Origin of the sequence: Amycolatopsis sp. NBC_01307, assembly GCF_035975215.1 — a bacterium.
Taxonomy (GTDB): domain Bacteria; phylum Actinomycetota; class Actinomycetes; order Mycobacteriales; family Pseudonocardiaceae; genus Amycolatopsis.
The window spans coordinates 6,699,102-6,716,501 of sequence record NZ_CP108403.1; the positions used below are offsets into that span (position 1 = coordinate 6,699,102).

At 71.9% G+C, this 17,400-nt stretch carries 13 protein-coding genes; 7 read left to right on the top strand and 6 right to left on the bottom strand.

Features of this window, described 5'->3' with window-relative positions:
* The first annotated feature begins 20 nt into the window (after positions 1-20).
* Together OG439_RS28805 and OG439_RS28810 are read left to right on the top strand one after the other, a co-directional pair.
* Positions 21-1,223, top strand: coding sequence for a lipopolysaccharide biosynthesis protein (locus OG439_RS28805; protein WP_326943931.1), 1,203 nt, complete (start codon positions 21-23; stop codon positions 1,221-1,223).
* Between the two features lie 117 nt (positions 1,224-1,340).
* Positions 1,341-2,111 (top strand): hypothetical protein, encoded by a 771-nt coding sequence (locus OG439_RS28810; protein ID WP_326943932.1) that lies wholly within the window; start codon positions 1,341-1,343, stop codon positions 2,109-2,111.
* A 46-nt stretch (positions 2,112-2,157) separates the two neighbouring features.
* Here OG439_RS28810 and OG439_RS28815 read toward each other — a convergent pair whose 3' ends face one another.
* The gene (locus OG439_RS28815) at positions 2,158-6,183 is read right to left on the bottom strand and encodes an alpha-(1->3)-arabinofuranosyltransferase (RefSeq protein WP_326943933.1); all 4,026 of its coding nucleotides are present in this window, start codon (positions 6,181-6,183) and stop codon (positions 2,158-2,160) included.
* Positions 6,184-6,302: 119 nt separating this feature from the next.
* Between OG439_RS28815 and OG439_RS28820 the strand changes: the two genes are divergently transcribed.
* Positions 6,303-6,977, top strand: a complete 675-nt coding sequence (locus OG439_RS28820) for a class I SAM-dependent methyltransferase (protein WP_326943934.1) — start codon at positions 6,303-6,305, stop codon at positions 6,975-6,977.
* 34 nt (positions 6,978-7,011) lie between these two features.
* Here the strand turns inward: OG439_RS28820 and OG439_RS28825 are convergent, their stop codons facing one another.
* Entirely contained in the window at positions 7,012-8,769 is a 1,758-nt protein-coding gene (locus OG439_RS28825; protein ID WP_326943935.1) for a hypothetical protein, read from the bottom strand.
* 7 nt (positions 8,770-8,776) lie between these two features.
* Entirely contained in the window at positions 8,777-10,357 is a 1,581-nt protein-coding gene (locus OG439_RS28830) for a substrate-binding and VWA domain-containing protein (RefSeq protein ID WP_326943936.1), read from the bottom strand.
* Between the two features lie 259 nt (positions 10,358-10,616).
* On the opposite strand from OG439_RS28830, the gene OG439_RS28835 reads away from it, so the two are divergent.
* The gene (locus tag OG439_RS28835) at positions 10,617-11,417 is read left to right on the top strand and encodes a hypothetical protein (RefSeq protein WP_326943937.1); all 801 of its coding nucleotides are present in this window, start codon (positions 10,617-10,619) and stop codon (positions 11,415-11,417) included.
* Positions 11,418-11,434: 17 nt separating this feature from the next.
* Here OG439_RS28835 and pdxR read toward each other — a convergent pair whose 3' ends face one another.
* Positions 11,435-12,841: a MocR-like pyridoxine biosynthesis transcription factor PdxR gene (gene pdxR, locus OG439_RS28840; protein ID WP_326943938.1), complete on the bottom strand. Its 1,407-nt coding sequence runs from the start codon at positions 12,839-12,841 to the stop codon at positions 11,435-11,437.
* A gap of 47 nt (positions 12,842-12,888) precedes the next feature.
* Here pdxR and OG439_RS28845 point away from each other — a divergent pair, with 47 nt between their 5' ends.
* Positions 12,889-13,341, top strand: coding sequence for a carboxymuconolactone decarboxylase family protein (locus OG439_RS28845; RefSeq protein ID WP_326943939.1), 453 nt, complete (start codon positions 12,889-12,891; stop codon positions 13,339-13,341).
* A gap of 60 nt (positions 13,342-13,401) precedes the next feature.
* Here the strand turns inward: OG439_RS28845 and OG439_RS28850 are convergent, their stop codons facing one another.
* Positions 13,402-14,859 carry an MFS transporter gene (locus OG439_RS28850; protein WP_326943940.1) on the bottom strand — a complete coding sequence of 486 codons (1,458 nt, stop codon included), beginning with the start codon at positions 14,857-14,859 and terminating at the stop codon, positions 13,402-13,404.
* Positions 14,860-14,945: 86 nt separating this feature from the next.
* Between OG439_RS28850 and OG439_RS28855 the strand changes: the two genes are divergently transcribed.
* Positions 14,946-15,335, top strand: a complete 390-nt coding sequence (locus OG439_RS28855; protein WP_326943941.1) for a MarR family winged helix-turn-helix transcriptional regulator — start codon at positions 14,946-14,948, stop codon at positions 15,333-15,335.
* Positions 15,336-15,338: 3 nt separating this feature from the next.
* Here OG439_RS28855 and OG439_RS28860 read toward each other — a convergent pair whose 3' ends face one another.
* Positions 15,339-16,853 (bottom strand): S1C family serine protease, encoded by a 1,515-nt coding sequence (locus tag OG439_RS28860; RefSeq protein WP_326943942.1) that lies wholly within the window; start codon positions 16,851-16,853, stop codon positions 15,339-15,341.
* A gap of 150 nt (positions 16,854-17,003) precedes the next feature.
* On the opposite strand from OG439_RS28860, the gene OG439_RS28865 reads away from it, so the two are divergent.
* Complete coding sequence (locus OG439_RS28865; protein ID WP_326943943.1) at positions 17,004-17,399, top strand: hypothetical protein; 396 nt, start codon at positions 17,004-17,006, stop codon at positions 17,397-17,399.
* The last annotated feature ends 1 nt before the right edge of the window (position 17,400 follow it).

Genomic DNA, 17,400 nt, shown 5'->3' on the forward strand with positions numbered 1-17,400 from the left:
CCGGTAATGGGAGCCCGTCGTTGAGCGTAGACACCGAAGCCGAACCGGCGCGGACCGGCAGCCGGGTCGCGGCGATCCTCGTCTCGCTGGCGCTCGCGGGCAACAACGCGGGCAGCTACGTCCTGAGCCTCGCGGCGGCGCGGATCCTCGCGCCGGGCGCCTTCGGGGAGCTGAGCTCGCTGCTGGCGGTGCTGGTGATCGGCGTCGTCCCGGCGATGGGGCTGCAGACGGTGGTGGCGCTGCGCGTCGCGCGCTCGCCGCAGCACACGGGGTCGCTGTTCGCGCTGGGCCTGGTGACGAGCGGCATCGTCGCGGCGGCGGCGTTGACGCTCAGCCCGTTGCTGGTGCTCCTGCTGCACCTGGGCTCGCTGGCGCCGGCGCTGCTGGTGACGGCGTCACTCGGGCCGTTGACGCTCCTGGGGCTGTTCCACGGCTTCCTGCAGGGCAGCCACCGCTTCGCGACGCTGGCCGGGCTGATCGCGCTCGAAGGCGTCGGCAAGGTCGGCGGCTCACTGGCAGGCCTGCTCGTCTCGGGTTCGACGACGGGCGCGCTGGCCGGCACGGCGATCGGGTCCCTGGCGGTGGTCACGGCGAGCTGGCAGATCTGCGGCCGCCCCCGCCCCCGCTGGGCCGACCGCCACGGCGGCGACGTCCTCCACACGGCTCAGGCGATGCTGGCGCTGGTGCTGCTGGTGAACCTGGACCTGGTCTTGGCCCGCCACACGCTCCCCGCCGCGGAGGCGGGCGAGTACGCGCTCGGGGCGATCGTCACGAAGATCGCGTACTGGCTGCCACAGGCGGTAGGCGTCCTGGTGCTCCCCCGGTTCGCTCACGGTGCCGCCCGCCGCCGTGCGTTGCCGGTGGCGCTGGGCGTGTGCGCTTCTCTGGACGCGGTGGTGGTGCTGGTGACGCTCGTCTTCGGGTCCCGGCTGCTGCCCTTGATCGGCGGAGCCCGGTACGCCGGCAGCACGATGCCGCTGTGGCCGTTCGCACTGGCGGGGTCGATGCTGGCGCTGGTGCAGATCCTGTTGTACGCGCGGCTGGCTGACGGTGACCGCCGGGTGACGGTCCTGATGTGGGCGGCGGTCGCGGTGGAGGCGGTGCTGATCCCGGCGTGGCTGCACGGATCGGCGACACAGGTGGTGACGGTCGCGGCGTGCTGCGCGGGCGGGCTGGCGGTGGCGGGGGCGCTGGTGGAGATCCGGGCTCGCCGCGCGGGCTGAGCACGAACGGACCGTTCGTGCGTTTCGCTTTCGTTCCGGCGAAGATCGTTTCATCCTGGAGCGGTGCGAAGAGGAGACTGGACCCGGCAGCCGCTTCTGTCCCCTGGCGGTCCGCGGGTGGCGACCGAGGAACACCGGATCCGCGCCGCGCTGCTGCACGGCCGTGAAGGCGCGCTGCTGACCGGGATCCACGCGATGCTCCGGCACGGGCTCCGCAGCGCTCCCGAACCGACGGATGTCCACGTGCTGGTGCCCGCGGACCGCCGCGTCGGCAGCATGGCGTTCGTCCACGTCGAACGAACCACACGGCTGCCTCCCGCCCGAGTGCTTCGAGAGGTCCCGACGGTACCGACGCACCGGGCGGTGATCGACGCCGCGCGGCGCATGCGAAACCACGATGCCGTGGTCGCGATGATGGCCGAAGCTATCCAGCGTCGCCGCTGCACGCCGGAAGCCCTTGCGCGTGAACTCGCGGACGGCAAGCGCGCGGGGAGATCGTTGCCCGCCCGTGCGCTGGCGCCTCTGCTCGGCGGCGCACGCTCAGTGGCCGAGGTGGACGCGTGGCGATTGCTCGGCCGCTCGAAACTGCCTGAGTGCCGGTGGAACATCAAGCTGTTCACCGCGGACGGTCGCTACATCGCCACCCCGGATGCCTGGTGGGACGAAGTCGGTCTCGCCTGGGAGATCGACTCCCGCAGCCATCACGCCGGGCCCGGCGAGCACGCCGGGACGCTCGCGCGGAACACGCGTTATCTGAGAGCGGGTGTGGTAGTGCTCCAGACCCTGCCTGCCCGGCTCCGCAGTGAACCGCAGAAGGTCCTCGCCGAGTTGCGAGCGGCCTACGGGATCGCCCGCGGCCGACCCCGCCCGGACGTGCACACCGGGTGAGTTCGATGGAGGATTCTGGCCACCTGACGTCCCAGATCCTCCATCGTCAAGCCCCACCGGCCGTCGGCTCGGTGGGGTTCTCCTTGCGGGTGAACCAGTCGATGCACGTCGCCACCGTGGCCGCGGCCGCCAGCAGCAGCGCGGCCTGGGTGACCGGGCCGTACGCCCAGTCCTGGCCGTGGCCCAGTACCCGGCCCGTCACCGAGACCGCCGCGGCCACCGCCATGCCGCCGAACGCCAGGAACCTCGGTGCCCGTTCCGAGAACTGGCGTGCCAGCAGGCAAGCGATCAACAGCACCACCGGGAGCATCCCGCCCAGCGCGACCAGCAGGCCGATCAGCAGCACCGGCACCACGACCGCGCCCCCCGCCACCACCGGAAAACGGCGTCGGCGGGCCGGCCAGGCCACGCCCACCAGCACCAGCAGTACCGCCAAAGCCCCGATCAAGAGCCCCGTGCGGTAAGTGGAATCCGGGGTGAACGACAGCGAGACCACACCCCCGGCCCCCGCCGGGACGATCCAGGCCTGCTGCCAGCCGTCCACGCGGGTGCGCGTCAGCGGCTTGCCGTCCATTGTGGCCACCCAGCCCGCGTTCGCGTTCTCCGGGACGGCCAGCACCGACTCGTCGCCCGGGGCGACCGTCACCGAGCGCGAAGTCGCCTCCCACGTGCCGATCTGCACCGCCCGGTGCGAAACCGGCGCCGCAGGAGACGCGGCGGGACGCAGCCACAGGTCCTGGACCACGAACGACTCCGACCGGTCCGTGCGCAGCTCGTGGCCGCCCGACGGCAGTTCGATGCCGCCCTCCGAGTCGCGGCACATCGTCAGCGGCAGCGGCCGGTGGTCGATGATGTCCGACATCGTGCCCGTCACCGACGTCCGGTAGTCGAGGCCGTCCAGGTGGATGTTCGGGCCCGCGCCGCACGGCACCGTGAACGCCGGGTCCGGCCCCGGCAGCAGGCCGTCCGTGCCGGACAGCTCCAGGCTGCCGACGCCGACCACCGCGCGGGCCGCCGGATCGTCGTCGTCACCGGGGACGATGATCTGCAGCTGGTCGGTGTCGAGCGGCTCGAACGTGCCGGACCCGCTCTCGTCCAGCGGCACCGTGCGATTGCCCGTCCGGCCGACCAGCTCCACCTGCCGCGGCGCCTTCGCCCCGCTCGACGGCGAAACCCCGATGTGCAGCGCCGAAATCCGCTTCGGCGCGGTCCAGCCCAGGGTCAACGTCGGCCGCAGGTCGGTGACGTCGGGACGCCACGTCGTGCCCGGATCGCCGTCGACCGCGGCGAACCCGCTCGCCGCCGGGTCGCCGCCGAGCTGCGACGTCGACGCGACCGTCACCCCGGGCAGCGACACCGGGTTCTTGCCGCCGCCCGCGGGCAGCACCGAGCCGCCGACGAGGAACGTCGCGTCCGCAGACGTGCCGAACAGCCGCCGGATGCCGTCGGGTTCCTCGCCGTCGCGGGCGGCCGTCGCGTCGCAGCGCACCGCGCCGCCCGCCGGGAGGCACGCGTACCGCGGCTGCGCGCCGCGCGTGAACGCGAACCCGGGCGCCGCGCCGGCGGGCAGGTCCGCGGGCACCTCGAGCGCGCGTTGCGGCTCGGTACCGGGGATGTCCAGCTCCGCGATGCCGACGTTCCCGTCCTGCCGCCCGACCACCAGCGACAGCAACGTGATCCGCACCTTCGTGGTGACGCCCGCCGCGACCGGGTAGCTGTGCGCCCCGGCGCCGCGGATGACCTGCTGATCGACCGAGCCGTTGTCGGTGGTGATCCGGACGCGGGTCGCCGGCCAGCCGACGCGCAGGTCGTCGACCATCTGCAGGTCGACGGCCGTGACCAGGCGCGGGGTGTCGAGCTCCACCTCCAGCCACTGGCCGACCGGGCCGGTGAACGACGACGACTGCCACGCCGTGCGCGGGTCGCCGTCGATCGCGGCGAACGGCTGGTGGCTCGGGTCGGAGCCGCCGAAGGCGTCGGCGAACGACGCGGCCGTCGACGCCGTCACCGAGCGGATGCCGCGGTAGGCGGCCACGGTCTGGTGCTCCTGACCGGGGAACGGCAGCAGGTCGCCGGCCGCGCGCTCCTGCCGGAACGCCTCGCCCGCGGTGAGCGTCTGGCTGAGGTTGTCGCGCACGCCGCCGACGTTCCGTTCGGCGCGCCGCAGCCCGTCGGTCACCAGCCGCGGCCCGCTGGGCGAGCCGCCGTCGCCGGTCAGCACGGTCGGCGTCGCCGGGTCGAGCTGGCCGGAGTCGAGCAGCGGGAGCAGGTTCTCCGGGCCGCCGCTCACCGTCGGGACATCCTTTGTGGACGTCGCGGTGGCGAGCGGCACCGGCCGCCGCACCTCGTAGACCTCGAGCGGCCCGAACGTCGCGGCCTTGCCGATGCCCGGCGACCCCGCCAGCCCCGAGCGCAGGGTGGCGATGGACGGAGCGTCGGTCCGGACCCGGTCGATGTCGTTGCGCAGCAGGAGGAACCGGTAGCCGGACCGCGCGAGCAGCGCGGCCAGCCCGGGATCGCCGCGGCCGTCGGCGAGCGCGGCGTCGACGGAGTCCATCAGCCGCGTGTTTCCTTCGGACCCCAGCGGTACCTGGTTGCGCACCGCCCACGGGCTCTTCGCGATCGCCTGCGCGGGTTCGTCGACCGTGCGGCCCCAGTCGTACTCGCCGAAGCCGGTCGCCGGCAGCAGCAGCGTCCGCGCGTTCGGGTCGGCCTTGGCGACCCAGCTCGTCGCGTCGTACCAGTAGCCCGGCACCTCGTCCCAGCCCGGCCCGGAGCGCAGGTTCAGCAGCCACGCGGGCGCGGCCATCACCAGCACCAGCAGCAGCCCCACGGCGGGCCGCAGGAACCGGCGCGCGGACTTCACGTGCACCGGGCTGGAAACGCCGTGCACGAACGCGAGCATCAGCGGCAGCCGCAGCACCGGCTCGAACTTGTGGACGTTGCGCAGCGGCGCCAGCGGCCCGTCGAGCAGGTGCCGGACCTGCTCCGCGAGCGGGCTGTCGAGCGTGCCGACGTACCCGATCGTCAGCAGCGTCAGGCCGGTGACGACGCCCAGCACCAGGAACCGCCGCTCCGGCAGGCCCCGCCGCGTCAGCCCGAACAGGCCGACGCCGGCGACGAGCCCGGTGGCGAGCATCAGCACCGGGTTGTCGATCAGCGACCAGCCGCCGGGCCACCACGGCGTGCCCTGCACGACGTAGGCGACCCACTGGTTCGTCCCGCGCAGCACCTCGAACAACGACATCGGCGCGGTCGTGTTCGTCGCGGACTCGATGTAGTCGAGGAACGGCAGGCTGTACTCGCCGAGCAGGAGCAACGGGAGGATCCACCACAACGTCGCGCCGACGACGAACACGACCCACCAGGCCACCAGCCGGACGTGCTCCCGCGTCCACTTGCGCGTCACCAGCCACAGCCCGGGCAGGACGAGCGCCATCACGACCATCGCGCCATTGACGCCGCCCATGCACAGCACGGCGATCGCGGACAGCCCGGCCGCGCGCCGCGGCGATCCGGTCACCCCGGCCCGCACCAGCGGCACCAGCACCCACGGCAGCAGCACCGCGGGCAGCATCTCCGCGGACAGACCGCCGATTTCGGTCAGCATCCGCGGCGCGAGCGCGTACCCGAGCGCGCCGATCAGCCGGGTGCGCTCGGTGCCGAGCTTCATCGCGCGCGCCAGCAGCAGCGCCCCGCCGAACGCGGCCGACAGCAGCAGCGCGCCCCACAGGCGTTGCGTGATCCACGCCGGGACGCCGGCCGCCTGACCCAGCGCGAAGAACGGGCCCATCGGGAACAGGTAGCCGTACGCCTGGTTCTGCAGCTCGCCGGCGGTGGCGTCCGGGTTCCACAGGTGCAGCGCGCGGCCGAGGAACGCGAGCGGGTCGACGGCCAGGTCGAGCTTGGTGTCGAACGTCGTCTTCCCCGGCATCTGCAGGAACGACAACGTGGTCAGCGCCAGCACGATCCACGTGCTCGGCCGGCGGAGGAACGCCCCCGGCGAGAACTTCCGGGCGCGGCGCACCGGATCGGCGTCGTCCCGGGTTCGTTCGCGGGTGGCGGTTACCATCCGGTAGATACTAGGCCGAAACCTGGCTACCATGTGCCGACGATTTCCGCGGTCCCCCGACTTTCCTGGGCAGGTGCGTCATCCCTTCCGAAGACACGGCGTTCGACGACGCCTGGGCCATGGCCGAGCCGGTCAAGGGCTGGTTGACGCGCGCGCAGGGCGAAGCGCTCTGGGACGCCGCGCGCCGCCTGGAGAAGGGCGACGTGATCCTCGAGATCGGCAGTCACCAGGGCCGCTCGACGATCGTGCTGGGCGCGGCCGCGCGCACGGCCGGGGCCACCGTGATCGCGGTCGACCCGTTCGTCGACGGCCGGCTGTTCGGCGGATCGCCGACGCGGCAGCTGTTCGAGCGCAACATCCGCGCGGCCGGGCTGGACGACGTCGTCGAGCTCGTCGCCGGTTACAGCACGGCACTGCGCCCTGACTGGGACCGGCCCATACAGCTGCTTTACGTCGACGGCAAGCACGACTACTGGACCTACACCGACGACCTGCGCTGGTCGGCGCACCTACCGCCGGGTGCGGAAATCCTGGTCCACGACTGCTTTTCCTCCATCGGCGTCACGCTCGGCACGATCGCTAAAGTCCTCTTCGGACGCCGGTACACCTATCTGGACCGGGCGACGTCGCTGGCGCGGTTCCGCCTCGCACCGCCGTCCCCGGCGGACCGGCTGCGCGTGCTGGCCCAGCTGCCGTGGTTCGTCCGCAACGTCGGGATCAAGGTCCTGCTGCGCCTGCGGCTGCGGCCGGTGGCGCGGCTGGCCGGACACGACAGCCCGTACGACCCCTACTGACCCGTCGTGAGTGGTTAGGGCGGTTAGAACCGCCCTAACCACTCACGACGGGCTTGCCGACCTCCACCTTGGCGAGGCACACCGGCGCGCCCGGGCTCGACAGCTGCACGCCGATGTGGTCGAACAGGCCGTCCACCGGCAGGAACATCGAGTGCAGCCCATCCTGGAACCAGACCGGCGTGCGCTTGCCTTCGAGGTCGACGAGGCCTTCGCCGCCGTCCGAGGTGTAGTAGTCGAGCTTGAGCAGGTACCGGCCGAGCACCGGGGTGTCGAGCGGGATCCGCACGAGCGTCTCGCCGATCGTGGTGCCGCAGTTCGGCACCGGGCCGGGGACACCGCGGGAAACCGGTTCGACGCCGGTGATCCGGTGCGGCTTGCCGTCCGCGTCGAGCAGGTGCATCCGGCTGGTCGGCTGGTCGAAGTGCGCGCCGGGCAGCAGGCCGACCACGCGCGAGGCGAAGGAGTCCGCGCCGAACCACTCGAACACCACGTCCGACGGGACGAAGTTGTCGTAGAAGACGAGATCCGGGTCCTCGGCTATCGCGGCCCGGACGTTGGCGACGTACTGGCCGGCGTGCTCGAACCTCATCCCGGGTGACAGCTGCAGGAATCCGACCGTGGAGCTCGCGAGCAGAAGCACGCACACGCCTAGGGCGATCGGCCGGTCCCGCTTTCCGCCGGACGGCGCAACTTCGCCGGGGGTCAGGAAAGCGAACGCTCCACAAAGGGCGGCGACGAGCGCCAGCTCGGCGAGGTAGCGCGGATCGTCACCGGCCGCCGGGCCGACCTCGCGCAGCCGCGTCAGCGCCAGCAGTGCGACGTCCACGGCGAGCAGGACCCCGAGCAGCGCCCACGCCCGCCACGCGCGACGCCCGCCCGCGCGCACCCCGGCGATCAGCACGCCCAGCGCCGCCAGGAACACCACGACGACGACCACGAACGGCGACGGCGCCCAGGTCGCGCCCGGCCCGGGGCCGGACCACGGGCCGCCCGCGAGGCCGGGGAGCAAGGTGTCGCCGAGCATCCGGCCGGTCAGGTCGGCGACGGTGCCGGCGGACATCGGCGTGCCGCCCGGGGTCACCTGGCTCGACGTCAGCGCGAGGTAGCCCACGACGAACGCCGCGAGCAGCGCGACGTGCCCGGCCCAGTAGCGCCACCGGTCCCGGAAGGACTGTCCGAGCAGGACGGTCACGCCGGCCAGCAGCACCGGGATCACTGCGGCCTTTTCGTAGAACGCCAGGCCGAACAGCGTCCACGCGAAGGTGCCCATCCACCAGCGGCCGCCGTCCTGGAAGTACCGGACGTGGGAGTACAGCGCGCCGGCGGTCGCCAGCACGACCGGCACGATCTGGACGCCGTAGGCCCACCACAGCGTCGGGACGAGCAGCAGCGTCGACGCCGTGAACACGGTGAACGGCACCAGGATCGCCCACCGGCGGCCGAAACAGCGGACCAGCAGGCACCAGAACAGCACCGTCGCGAGCGCGCGCATGAGCAGCAGCGGCAGCACCAGCAGCGGGAAGTTCAGCGGCGCCCACGCGGTCAGGACGGCGGCGAGGAAGAACCCGCCCGGCGTCAGGTGCCCGTGGTAGTCCTGGAACAGGAACCCGAGGTCGAACGGCCCGGCGGCGGCCGCTCGGTACGTCACGACGAAGTCGTCCTGGGCGAGATTCCCGTGCAACGCCGCCCAGGTGTGCAGCACGAACGGGACTAGGCCCGCGACGAACGCGGAGACCACCACCGCGGAGACCTTCGGGCGGACCCGCGGCTCTTCGGTCAGCTCGTCCAGCACGGAGTCCTCACTTCTTGCACGCCGGTGGTTGGCACATGAGCTTGCTCAGCGCCTGGTAGAAGACGTCGGAGATCTTGCGCGGGTCGGGCGTGGTGAAGGATTCGCCGCCGGTCGCGGCCGAAACCTGGCGCAGCTCACCGGCGTCGATGTCCGGGCCGATGCCGATCCCGATCACCGGCAGCGGTTTGCGCGGGTCCTGCAGCTTGCCGAGCTCGGCGAGCAGGCCGGGCAGCCCGATCGAGTCACTGTCCTCGTTGCGGCCGTCGGTGAGCACGACGACGACGTTGATCCGGCCGAGTTTCCAGCTCTGCCGGGCGTTCTGGTACGCGGCGAGGATGGAGTCGTACAGCCCGGTGGCGCCGCCGGGTTTCGGCTTCACCGCCTGCAACGTCGTCAGGCCGCCCTGGGCGAGCTGGTCCGCGATGGACCGCATGGGCAGCAGCTCCTTGTAGTCGCGGTCGCCGTCGAGCTTGGTGGAGAACAGCCACAACCCGAGTTCGGTCGTCGGCTTGAACAACCCGAGGCCCTGCGTCGCGGCCTCCAGCGTCAGCGCCATCCGGCTGCGGCCGGTGCCCGGGACGGTGGCGGCCATCGAGCCGGAGACGTCGAGCAGCACCTGGACGCGGGCGCTCAGGTTGGCCCCGGCCCAGGCCTGCAGCACGCCGTACATCGCCTCGGGCGTGGGCGGGCCGACCGGCCGCGGCGCGGCGCTCGTGCGGGTGTCGGGCGCGCGGTCGCCCAGGAACTGGCCCGTCGGCGTCCGGAAACCGGCGTCGGCGAACGCCTTCGTGGCCGCTTGGTCGAGCAACAGCCGCAGGAACCGTTCGGACGCCGTCCGTGACGCCTCCGACGCGCGCGGCAGCACGACGTACGGGTAGTCGAAGCTGGGCACCCCGACGGCCGGGTACGCGGCGACGAGCTTGCGCGCCAGCACGGACTGTTCCGACGCGGGTGAAGCGGTGTACGGCTCCTTCACCGCCGACAGCCGGCGGATCTCCTCGGTGAACGCCGCGGCCGGGTCGGGCGCGTTCTTCGTCAGCTGCTGCAGGCCGATGAGCGCGGCGATCCCGGCCGGGTCGCGGCCCGGGTCGGGCAGCCCGACCGGGCTGCCGGCGACGACGTCCGACCAGGACGGTGACTTCGCCGGCCAGCCCGCCTGTTTCGCGACTTCGTCGGTCAGCGCGAGGACAACGGGCGAGCTCGCCACCGACTGCCCGGTCTCCGGCAGGTTCCACGCGCCGCCGTCGCGCGCCTGCAGCAGCCAGGTGCTCGACTCCGGCACCCAGACGTCGGGCCCGTTCGCGCCGTTGGCTTCGAGGGCCGCCGCGGTGGCCGTCGACGCGCTCGCCGTGACGTCCACGGTGTAACAGTCCGCTTCCGGCACCGACCGCGCGAGCGCCGAGAGCACCGGCGCGACGTCCGGGGCGGCGGTGATGCGGACCGGGGTCGTGGTGTCACAACCCCCGCTCGCCAGGCGGTTCTTCACGTAGTCCACGCCGAACCAGGCAAGCAGGGCCACGACGAGCAGCACGCTCAGGACGACGACCCGCGCGTCGAGACGCCGGGATCGCGCCGGGTGTGCGGCCATGCACGTACCTTCCGTCGTGAAGACCTCGCAGCTTGCCAGCCGGGTGACCCGGAAGCCAGTGCCGATAGCGGAAAGTCACCGTCGCCGCGTGATCCCGTGGTGAAGGAATCGTTTGCCGCGGCCGTCTCGGTGACAGAAAGGAACTGCGTAACATTTGCGCTTGACGCCCGTCCCACATGGGTAACAGCACGATGGCGGATCGCGGAGACGACTTCGCCGTCCCCGGAACCGGCGATACACCGAACGGAGACGCAATCCCGTGCGCACGATGTACGACGCGGTCACGGCCGCGAACATCCCGGCCGGCGGGCAACTCGTAGCCGGCTACATCGACAAGATCAAGCTGGAACCCTGGTCGGCCGCCGACTGGGCCCGCTTCCCCAACGCGGTCAAGGTCACGATCGTCAAGAAGGCGAGCACGAACGACGGGCACGTCCTCGACGTCGAACCCGGTGACGCCACCCCGGCCGAGGCGCCGGGCTGGGCCCGGATGCGCCGCGCGGCGGGCGCGGACCCGACGATCTACTGCAACCTCTCGACCTGGTCGTCGGTGCGCTCGGCGTTCTCGTCCGCCGGCGTCGCCGAACCGCACTACTGGATCGCCCACTACAACGGCGATCCCACCATCCCGGACGGCGCCGTCGCCAAGCAGTACCGCGGCGACGTCGCCCCGGGTTACGACGTCTCGTCCGTCGTCGACTTCTGGCCCGGAGTGGACGGCAACGGATCCGCCTCGACTGGAGTGGAGATCATGGAACGCATCACCGTCACCCCGCCGAACGCCGAGCAGAACACGGTGCGGGTCTTCCTTTCCGGCAGCCCGGGCTCGGCCGTGGTCGTCCGCCCGCGGCTGGGCGGTGACGGCTTCTCGAAGCCGATGTGGATCGGCGACATCTTCGCGTGGGGCAACGACCACAACGGCGTCGGGCACAACCCGGCGCAGGTCGGTGGCTACAACTCGAAGCTGACGTCGCACCGGCGGTACGAGCTGCCGGGCGCGGTGTGGGCCGACATCAACTACAGCTCCGCGGACCCGTTCGAGATCGACATCGTCGGCTGACGCAGTGGAGTAACGGTTCACGCGGGCGGCAGGGCGCGGCACAACGCGTCGACGGCCGCGGCGTAGGCGTGTTCGGGCGGTGTCGCGTACCCGACGACCAGTCCGTCCACTGTGGACATCGTGGCGGCCGGGTGCCGGAACGCGGCCAGGCCGTCGAGCGCGATCCCCTGCCACGTCGCGGCTTTCAGCACCGACGCCTCGGTACCCGCCGGCAGGCGCAGCACGGCGTGCAGACCGGCGGCGACGCCGGCGGGCGCGACGTGCGGCGCCTGCGCGGCGAGGGCGCCGGCCAGCAGGTCGCGCCGGCGGCGGTACCGCTGCCGCATCCGCCGGATGTGCTTGTCGTACGCGCCGGATTCGACGAATTCGGCCAGGGTGAGCTGATCCAGCACGCCCGCCCAGGCCTCGCGCTCACCCTTCACCGCCAGGACGGCGTCGACGAGGTGCTCCGGCAGCACCAGCCACCCGAGCCGCAGCGCGGGTGACAGGCTCTTGCTCACCGAGCCGGCGTAGATCACGCGTTCCGGGTCGAGGCCCTGCACCGCGCCGATCGGCTTGCGGTCGTAGCGGAACTCGCCGTCGTAGTCGTCCTCGATCACCAGCCCGCCGGTCGCGCGGGCGTGGTCGACGACGGCGGTGCGGCGGTCGTGGTGCAGCGGGCCGCCCGTCGGGAACTGGTGCGCCGGGGTGAGCAGGACCGTGCGGACGGCCGCGGTCAGCTCGTCGACGCGGGCGCCGTTTTCGTCCAGGGACAAGGGAACCGTCGCCACCGAAGCCGCGGTGAAGATCGAGCGGTGGAACGCCAAGCCGTAGGACTCCACGGCGAGCGGGCCGGACAGCACCGCGGGGAACAGCAGGCGCAGCGCGTGCGCGAACCCGGAGCAGACGACGATCCGGTCCGGGGATGTCCGCACCCCGCGAGCGCGCGCGAGGTACCCGGCCAGCGCCTCCCGCAGCTCCGGACGGCCGCGTGGGTCGCCGGGGCCGAACGCGTCGTGCGGGGCCACGGCCAGCGCGCGGCGCGCGGCGGCGAGCCACTCGGTACGCGGGAACGACGCCGCGTCCGGCTGTCCTTGGCGGAGGTTGTACCGCGGTGCCGGGGTGCCCGGCGCCTTCTTCGGCGTCCGCACCGGCGCGAGGAGTTCCGCGCGGTCGGCGACCCGCGTCCCGGAGCCCTGGACGGCGGTGAGCCGGCCTTCGGCGACCAGTTCGGCGTAGGCGTCGGCGACGGTGTTGCGGGCGATGCCCAGGTCGGCGGCCAGCGAGCGGTACGGCGGCAGCCGGGTGCCCGGGGCGAGCCGCCCGGTGCGGACGGCGTCACGCAGCGCGGTGATGAGCGCGGCCCGCTTGCCGCCGGTGCCGGACAGCTCCAGGTGCAGGTCGGCGCCCAGCCGCTCGGCCAGATTGACCCATGATTCCGGCACGGAAATGCACCCTACACGGCGGTCATTTCGGCCTTAGATTTTTGGTCATGACGCACCGAACCAACTTCGCCAAGTCCGCCCCGAAGGTCTTCAAGGCCCTGATCGGCTTCGACGCCGCCGCCCGCGCCGGGCTCGACCCCGCACTGGTCGAGCTGGTCCAGATCCGGACCGCGCAGCTCAACCGCTGCGCCTACTGCCTGCACATCCACACCTCCGACGCCCGGAAGGCGGGCGAAAGCGAGGAGCGGCTCAGCCTGATCGCCGTCTGGCAGGAGGCCGCGAGCTTCTTCAGCGAGCAGGAGCGGGCGGCGCTGGCGCTGACCGACGCCGTCACGCTGATCTCGGCCGCAGGCGTCCCCGACGACGTCTACGCCCGGGCCGCCGGCCGGTTCGGCGAGGAGGAGCTGGCGCAGCTGCTCGCGGTGATCTTCGCCAGCAACACGTGGAACCGCATCGCCATCACCACGGCGAAGGTGCCCGGCACGGACGAGCGGGCCTGATCCGGGAAACGCGGAAGGACCACCATCCCCCGGCGATGGTGGTCCTTCCGCTGTCGTCTCTCAGTCCGCGAGAGCCAGCAGATCCTCTTCGACGACCGGTTCCTCGACGACACGCTTCCGGGCCACCAGACCGCTGATCGCGACCAGCAGGCCCAGCACCGCGATGCCGGTGACCACGCTCAGCGCCGGCGTCAGCCCGGTGAGCAGGGCGGCGGGCGACGCCTCACCGCCGCCGTTGGCGGTCAGCACCGCCGTCACCACCGCGAGCCCGATCGCGCCGCCGACCTGGAGCGACGTGTTGAGCAGGCCGCCGGCCAGGCCCTGTTCGTCGTCGGAGATGCCGTTCGTGCCCTGGATGTTGAGCGAGGAGAACGCCAGCATGAAGCCGATGCCGAGCAGGACCATGCTGGGCAGGACGTAGGCCGCGTAGCCCGAGTGCTCGTCGACCCGCAGGAACAACGCGTACCCGATGACGTGCGCGACGACGCCCGCGAAGATCGTGCGCGGGGTGCCGACGCGGTCGATCAGCGGCTCGATGCGCGGCGAGCCGAACGCGACGATCAGCGCCGCCGGCAGGAACCCGAGCGCGGTCTGCAGCGCGGACCAGCCCAGCACCCGCTGCAGGTAGAGCATCACGACGAACTGGAATCCGATGTACGCGCCGAAGAACAACGCGCCGCCGAGGTTGGCGCGGGCCAGCGACCCGGACTTCAGGATGCCCAGGCGCAGCAACGGGTGGGCGCTGCGCTTCTCGATGAGGACGAAGGCCGCCAGCAGCGCGACGGCGACGGCGAACGTGACCAGCGTGCGCGGCGAGGCCCAGCCGGCCTGCGGCGCCTCGACGACGCCGAACACCAGCAGCAGCGACCCGACGGCGCCGGTGATCGCGCCCGGGAAGTCGTACCCACGACCCTCTTCGCGACGGTAGGACGGGATCAGCTTCCAGGCGGCGACGAACGCGAAGACGGCGATCGGCGCGGGCAGCAGGAACGTCCAGCGCCAGCCGACCTCGGTCAGCAGCCCGGAGAAGACCAGCCCGGCGGAGTACCCGCTGGCGCCGAAGACGGCGAAGATGCTGATCGCCTTGTTGCGGGCGGGGCCTTCCCGGAACGTCGTGGTGATGATGGACAGCGCGGCCGGCGCCGTGAACGCGGCGGCCAGGCCCTTGATGAAGCGGCTCGCGATGAGCAGCGCGCCGTCGTCGACCAGGCCGCCGAGCAGCGAGGCCAGCGCGAACACCGCGACCGCGACGAGGAAGACGCGGCGGCGGCCGAGCAGGTCGGCGGTGCGCCCGCCGAGCAGCAGCAGCCCGCCGTAACCCAGCACGTAGCCGCTGACGACCCATTGCAGCGCGGCGGTGGACAGGCCCAGGTCGGCCTGGATGGCGGGGAGGGCGACACCGACCATCGACACGTCGAGCGCGTCGAGGCCGATGACGATGGACACCGTGAGCAGGACACCCCAGAGGCGCGCGTCCCACCGGGTCGAGGTGGTGGACAGGTCCGCGGAAGAACTCATGACGGCGACAGTACATGCACACGCATCTAATGTCTAAGCATCTTATGTGTTTGCATCAAATGCCCACGCATGCTAAGTTGGTCGCCGTGAGCGACGTCGCTGAGCAAGGTCTGGTCGAAGACGGCCTGGTGCAGGAGTGGCACGAGCTGCTGGCCCGCTACTCGGCCGTGTTCGGCACGCTCGAGTGCCGCCTGCAGGAGAACCACGGGATCGGCGCGAACGAGTTCGAAGCCCTCGAACGGCTCGCCACCTGCGACTTCAAGTGCCGCTCGGCCGACCTCACCGGCGCGATCCACCTGAGCCAGAGCGCGACGTCCCGGCTGGTCGCCCGGCTGGAGAAGGAAGGCCTGGTCGAACGCGCGCTCTGCGACGTGGACCGCCGGGGCGTCTTCGTGACGATCACCGACGCCGGCCGGGAGAAGTACCTCGCGGCGAAGCGGACGCACCGCGAGGTGCTGACCGAAATCCTCGGCTGACCTTTAGCCGACCGGACCTTCGATGGCCTTGACCTGAATCTGCTGCTGCGCCCCGGACGCGTCCGACACGGTCAGCGTCAGCTGGTCGCCCGGGTGGTGGGTGTCCATCACGTTCGTCAACGTCGTCGCCGAGTCGATCGCCTTGCCGTCGATGGCCGTGATGACGTCGCCCGCCGCGAGGCCCGCCTGCTGGGCCGGGCCGCGCGCGACGACGTCGCGGACCTGGGCGCCGCCGCCCTGGCCGTCCGACACCGAGACGCCGATGAACGCCGTCTTGCCGATGTGGATCTTGTCGGTCGCGGTGCCCGCGACGATCTGGTGCGCAATGTCGACGGCCTGGTTGATCGGGATCGCGAAGCCCTGGCCGCCAGCGCCACTGCGGCGGCCGTTGAGCTGGTAGCCGGTGGACGCCGCGGTGTCGACGCCGATGACCTGCGCGTTCGCGTTGACCAGCGGCCCGCCGGAGTCGCCCGACTCGATGTCGGCCTGGACCTGAATCAGCCCGGTGAGCTGCTCGGACGACCCGCTGGACTCGTCCGACGCGGTGATCGACTGATCCAGCGCGGTGACCGTGCCCGGCGCCGGCACCGGGTCGCCGCCGCGGCCGCCCGCGTTGCCGAGGCCGAGGATCTGGTCGCCGACCTTGACCGTCGAAGAGTCGCCGATGGCCGCCGTCGGCAGCCCGGACGCGTCTTCGAGCTGGATCACCGCGATGTCCTCGCTGCGGTCGTAGCCCACGACGTGCGCGGTGAACGTGTCGCCGGTGCCGATGCTGGTGACCTTGATGCTGGTCGCGCCGGCGACGACGTGGTTGTTCGTCAGCACCTCGCCGTCCGGGGTCAGCACGATGCCGGTGCCCGCGGCGGCCGCGCCCTGCAGGCCCAATTCGGTGTTGACGTTGACGATCGCCGGGTTGACCTTCGCGGCCACGGCGTCGGCGTCGAGTACCGTGGCCGACGCGCTGGGCTGCCCGGAGAAGCCGAAGTCCTGGTTGCCGGAGGCGGTGGGGCTGTTCGCCGAGATCAGGTGCCCGATGCCGAGCCCGGCCACGACGGCCAGCGCCACCGCGACAACGGTGACGGTCAGCGTCCGCAGCGGATGCCGCTTGCGCGGCGGCGGCGGGTACGCAGGTGGCGGCTGGTACGCAGGCGGCGGATAGCCGTAACCGCCGCCTTCCTGGCCGTAAAAGCCGTGAAGGGCACCTTCACGGCCATAAGACCCGTGAGGGGCACCTTCACGACCGTAAAAGTCCTGAGGGGCACCCTCATGGCCGTAAAAGCCCTGAGGGTGCCCCTCACGACCATAGGACTGCTGGGGGTAGGGCTGCGGCGGGTACGGACGGCCCCACTGGTCACGCGGCTGCTGCTGGGGCTGGTAGTAACCGGACTGGTAGTAGCCCTGCGAGTACTCACCCTGGCCTTGGCCGTACGAATCCTGGCCGTAGGCGTCCTGGCCATACGGATCCTGGCCGTGGGGGTAGTCGCCGCCGCCCTGTGGCCGTTGGTCGTACTCGCTCATGCCCTTGCTCCCAGCCCTCGGCACGCCTTCGCCGTTACAGCAAACGCCGCGTTCCTGAGAATTTCCTTGTCCGGTTCCATGGAGTTGCTGTGGATGTACCCACCCGAACGCCGGGACCGGTCCCGTGTGATCGACGTTACCCTTCCGGGTATGAAGCGCACCGCCGTCCTGCTCGCGGCCGCCTTCCTGGTCGCCGGGTGCAGCGGCACGACCGCCGGGACACCGTCACCCGCCCCGCAGGGGACCTCCGCCGCGGCCGGCGAGCCGCACCGGCTGGTGTTCGACGTCTCGGGCTCGGCCGTCGTCACCACCCTGACCTGCACCGTCGACGGCAAGCCGACGGAAGAGAAGAACGTGAAGCTGCCCTGGAGCCGCACGTTCAGCTTCCCGCCGCACACCGGCAAGCACGAGTACCAGGTCGTCATGCAGTACGCCGACGGCTCGGTGAACGCGACGGCGAAGGTCGACGGCCTGCTCCAGACCAGCAGCAGCGGCGGCGGGGACGGCGCCGGCACCCAGTCGATGAACGGCGACTTCAGCGACTGAG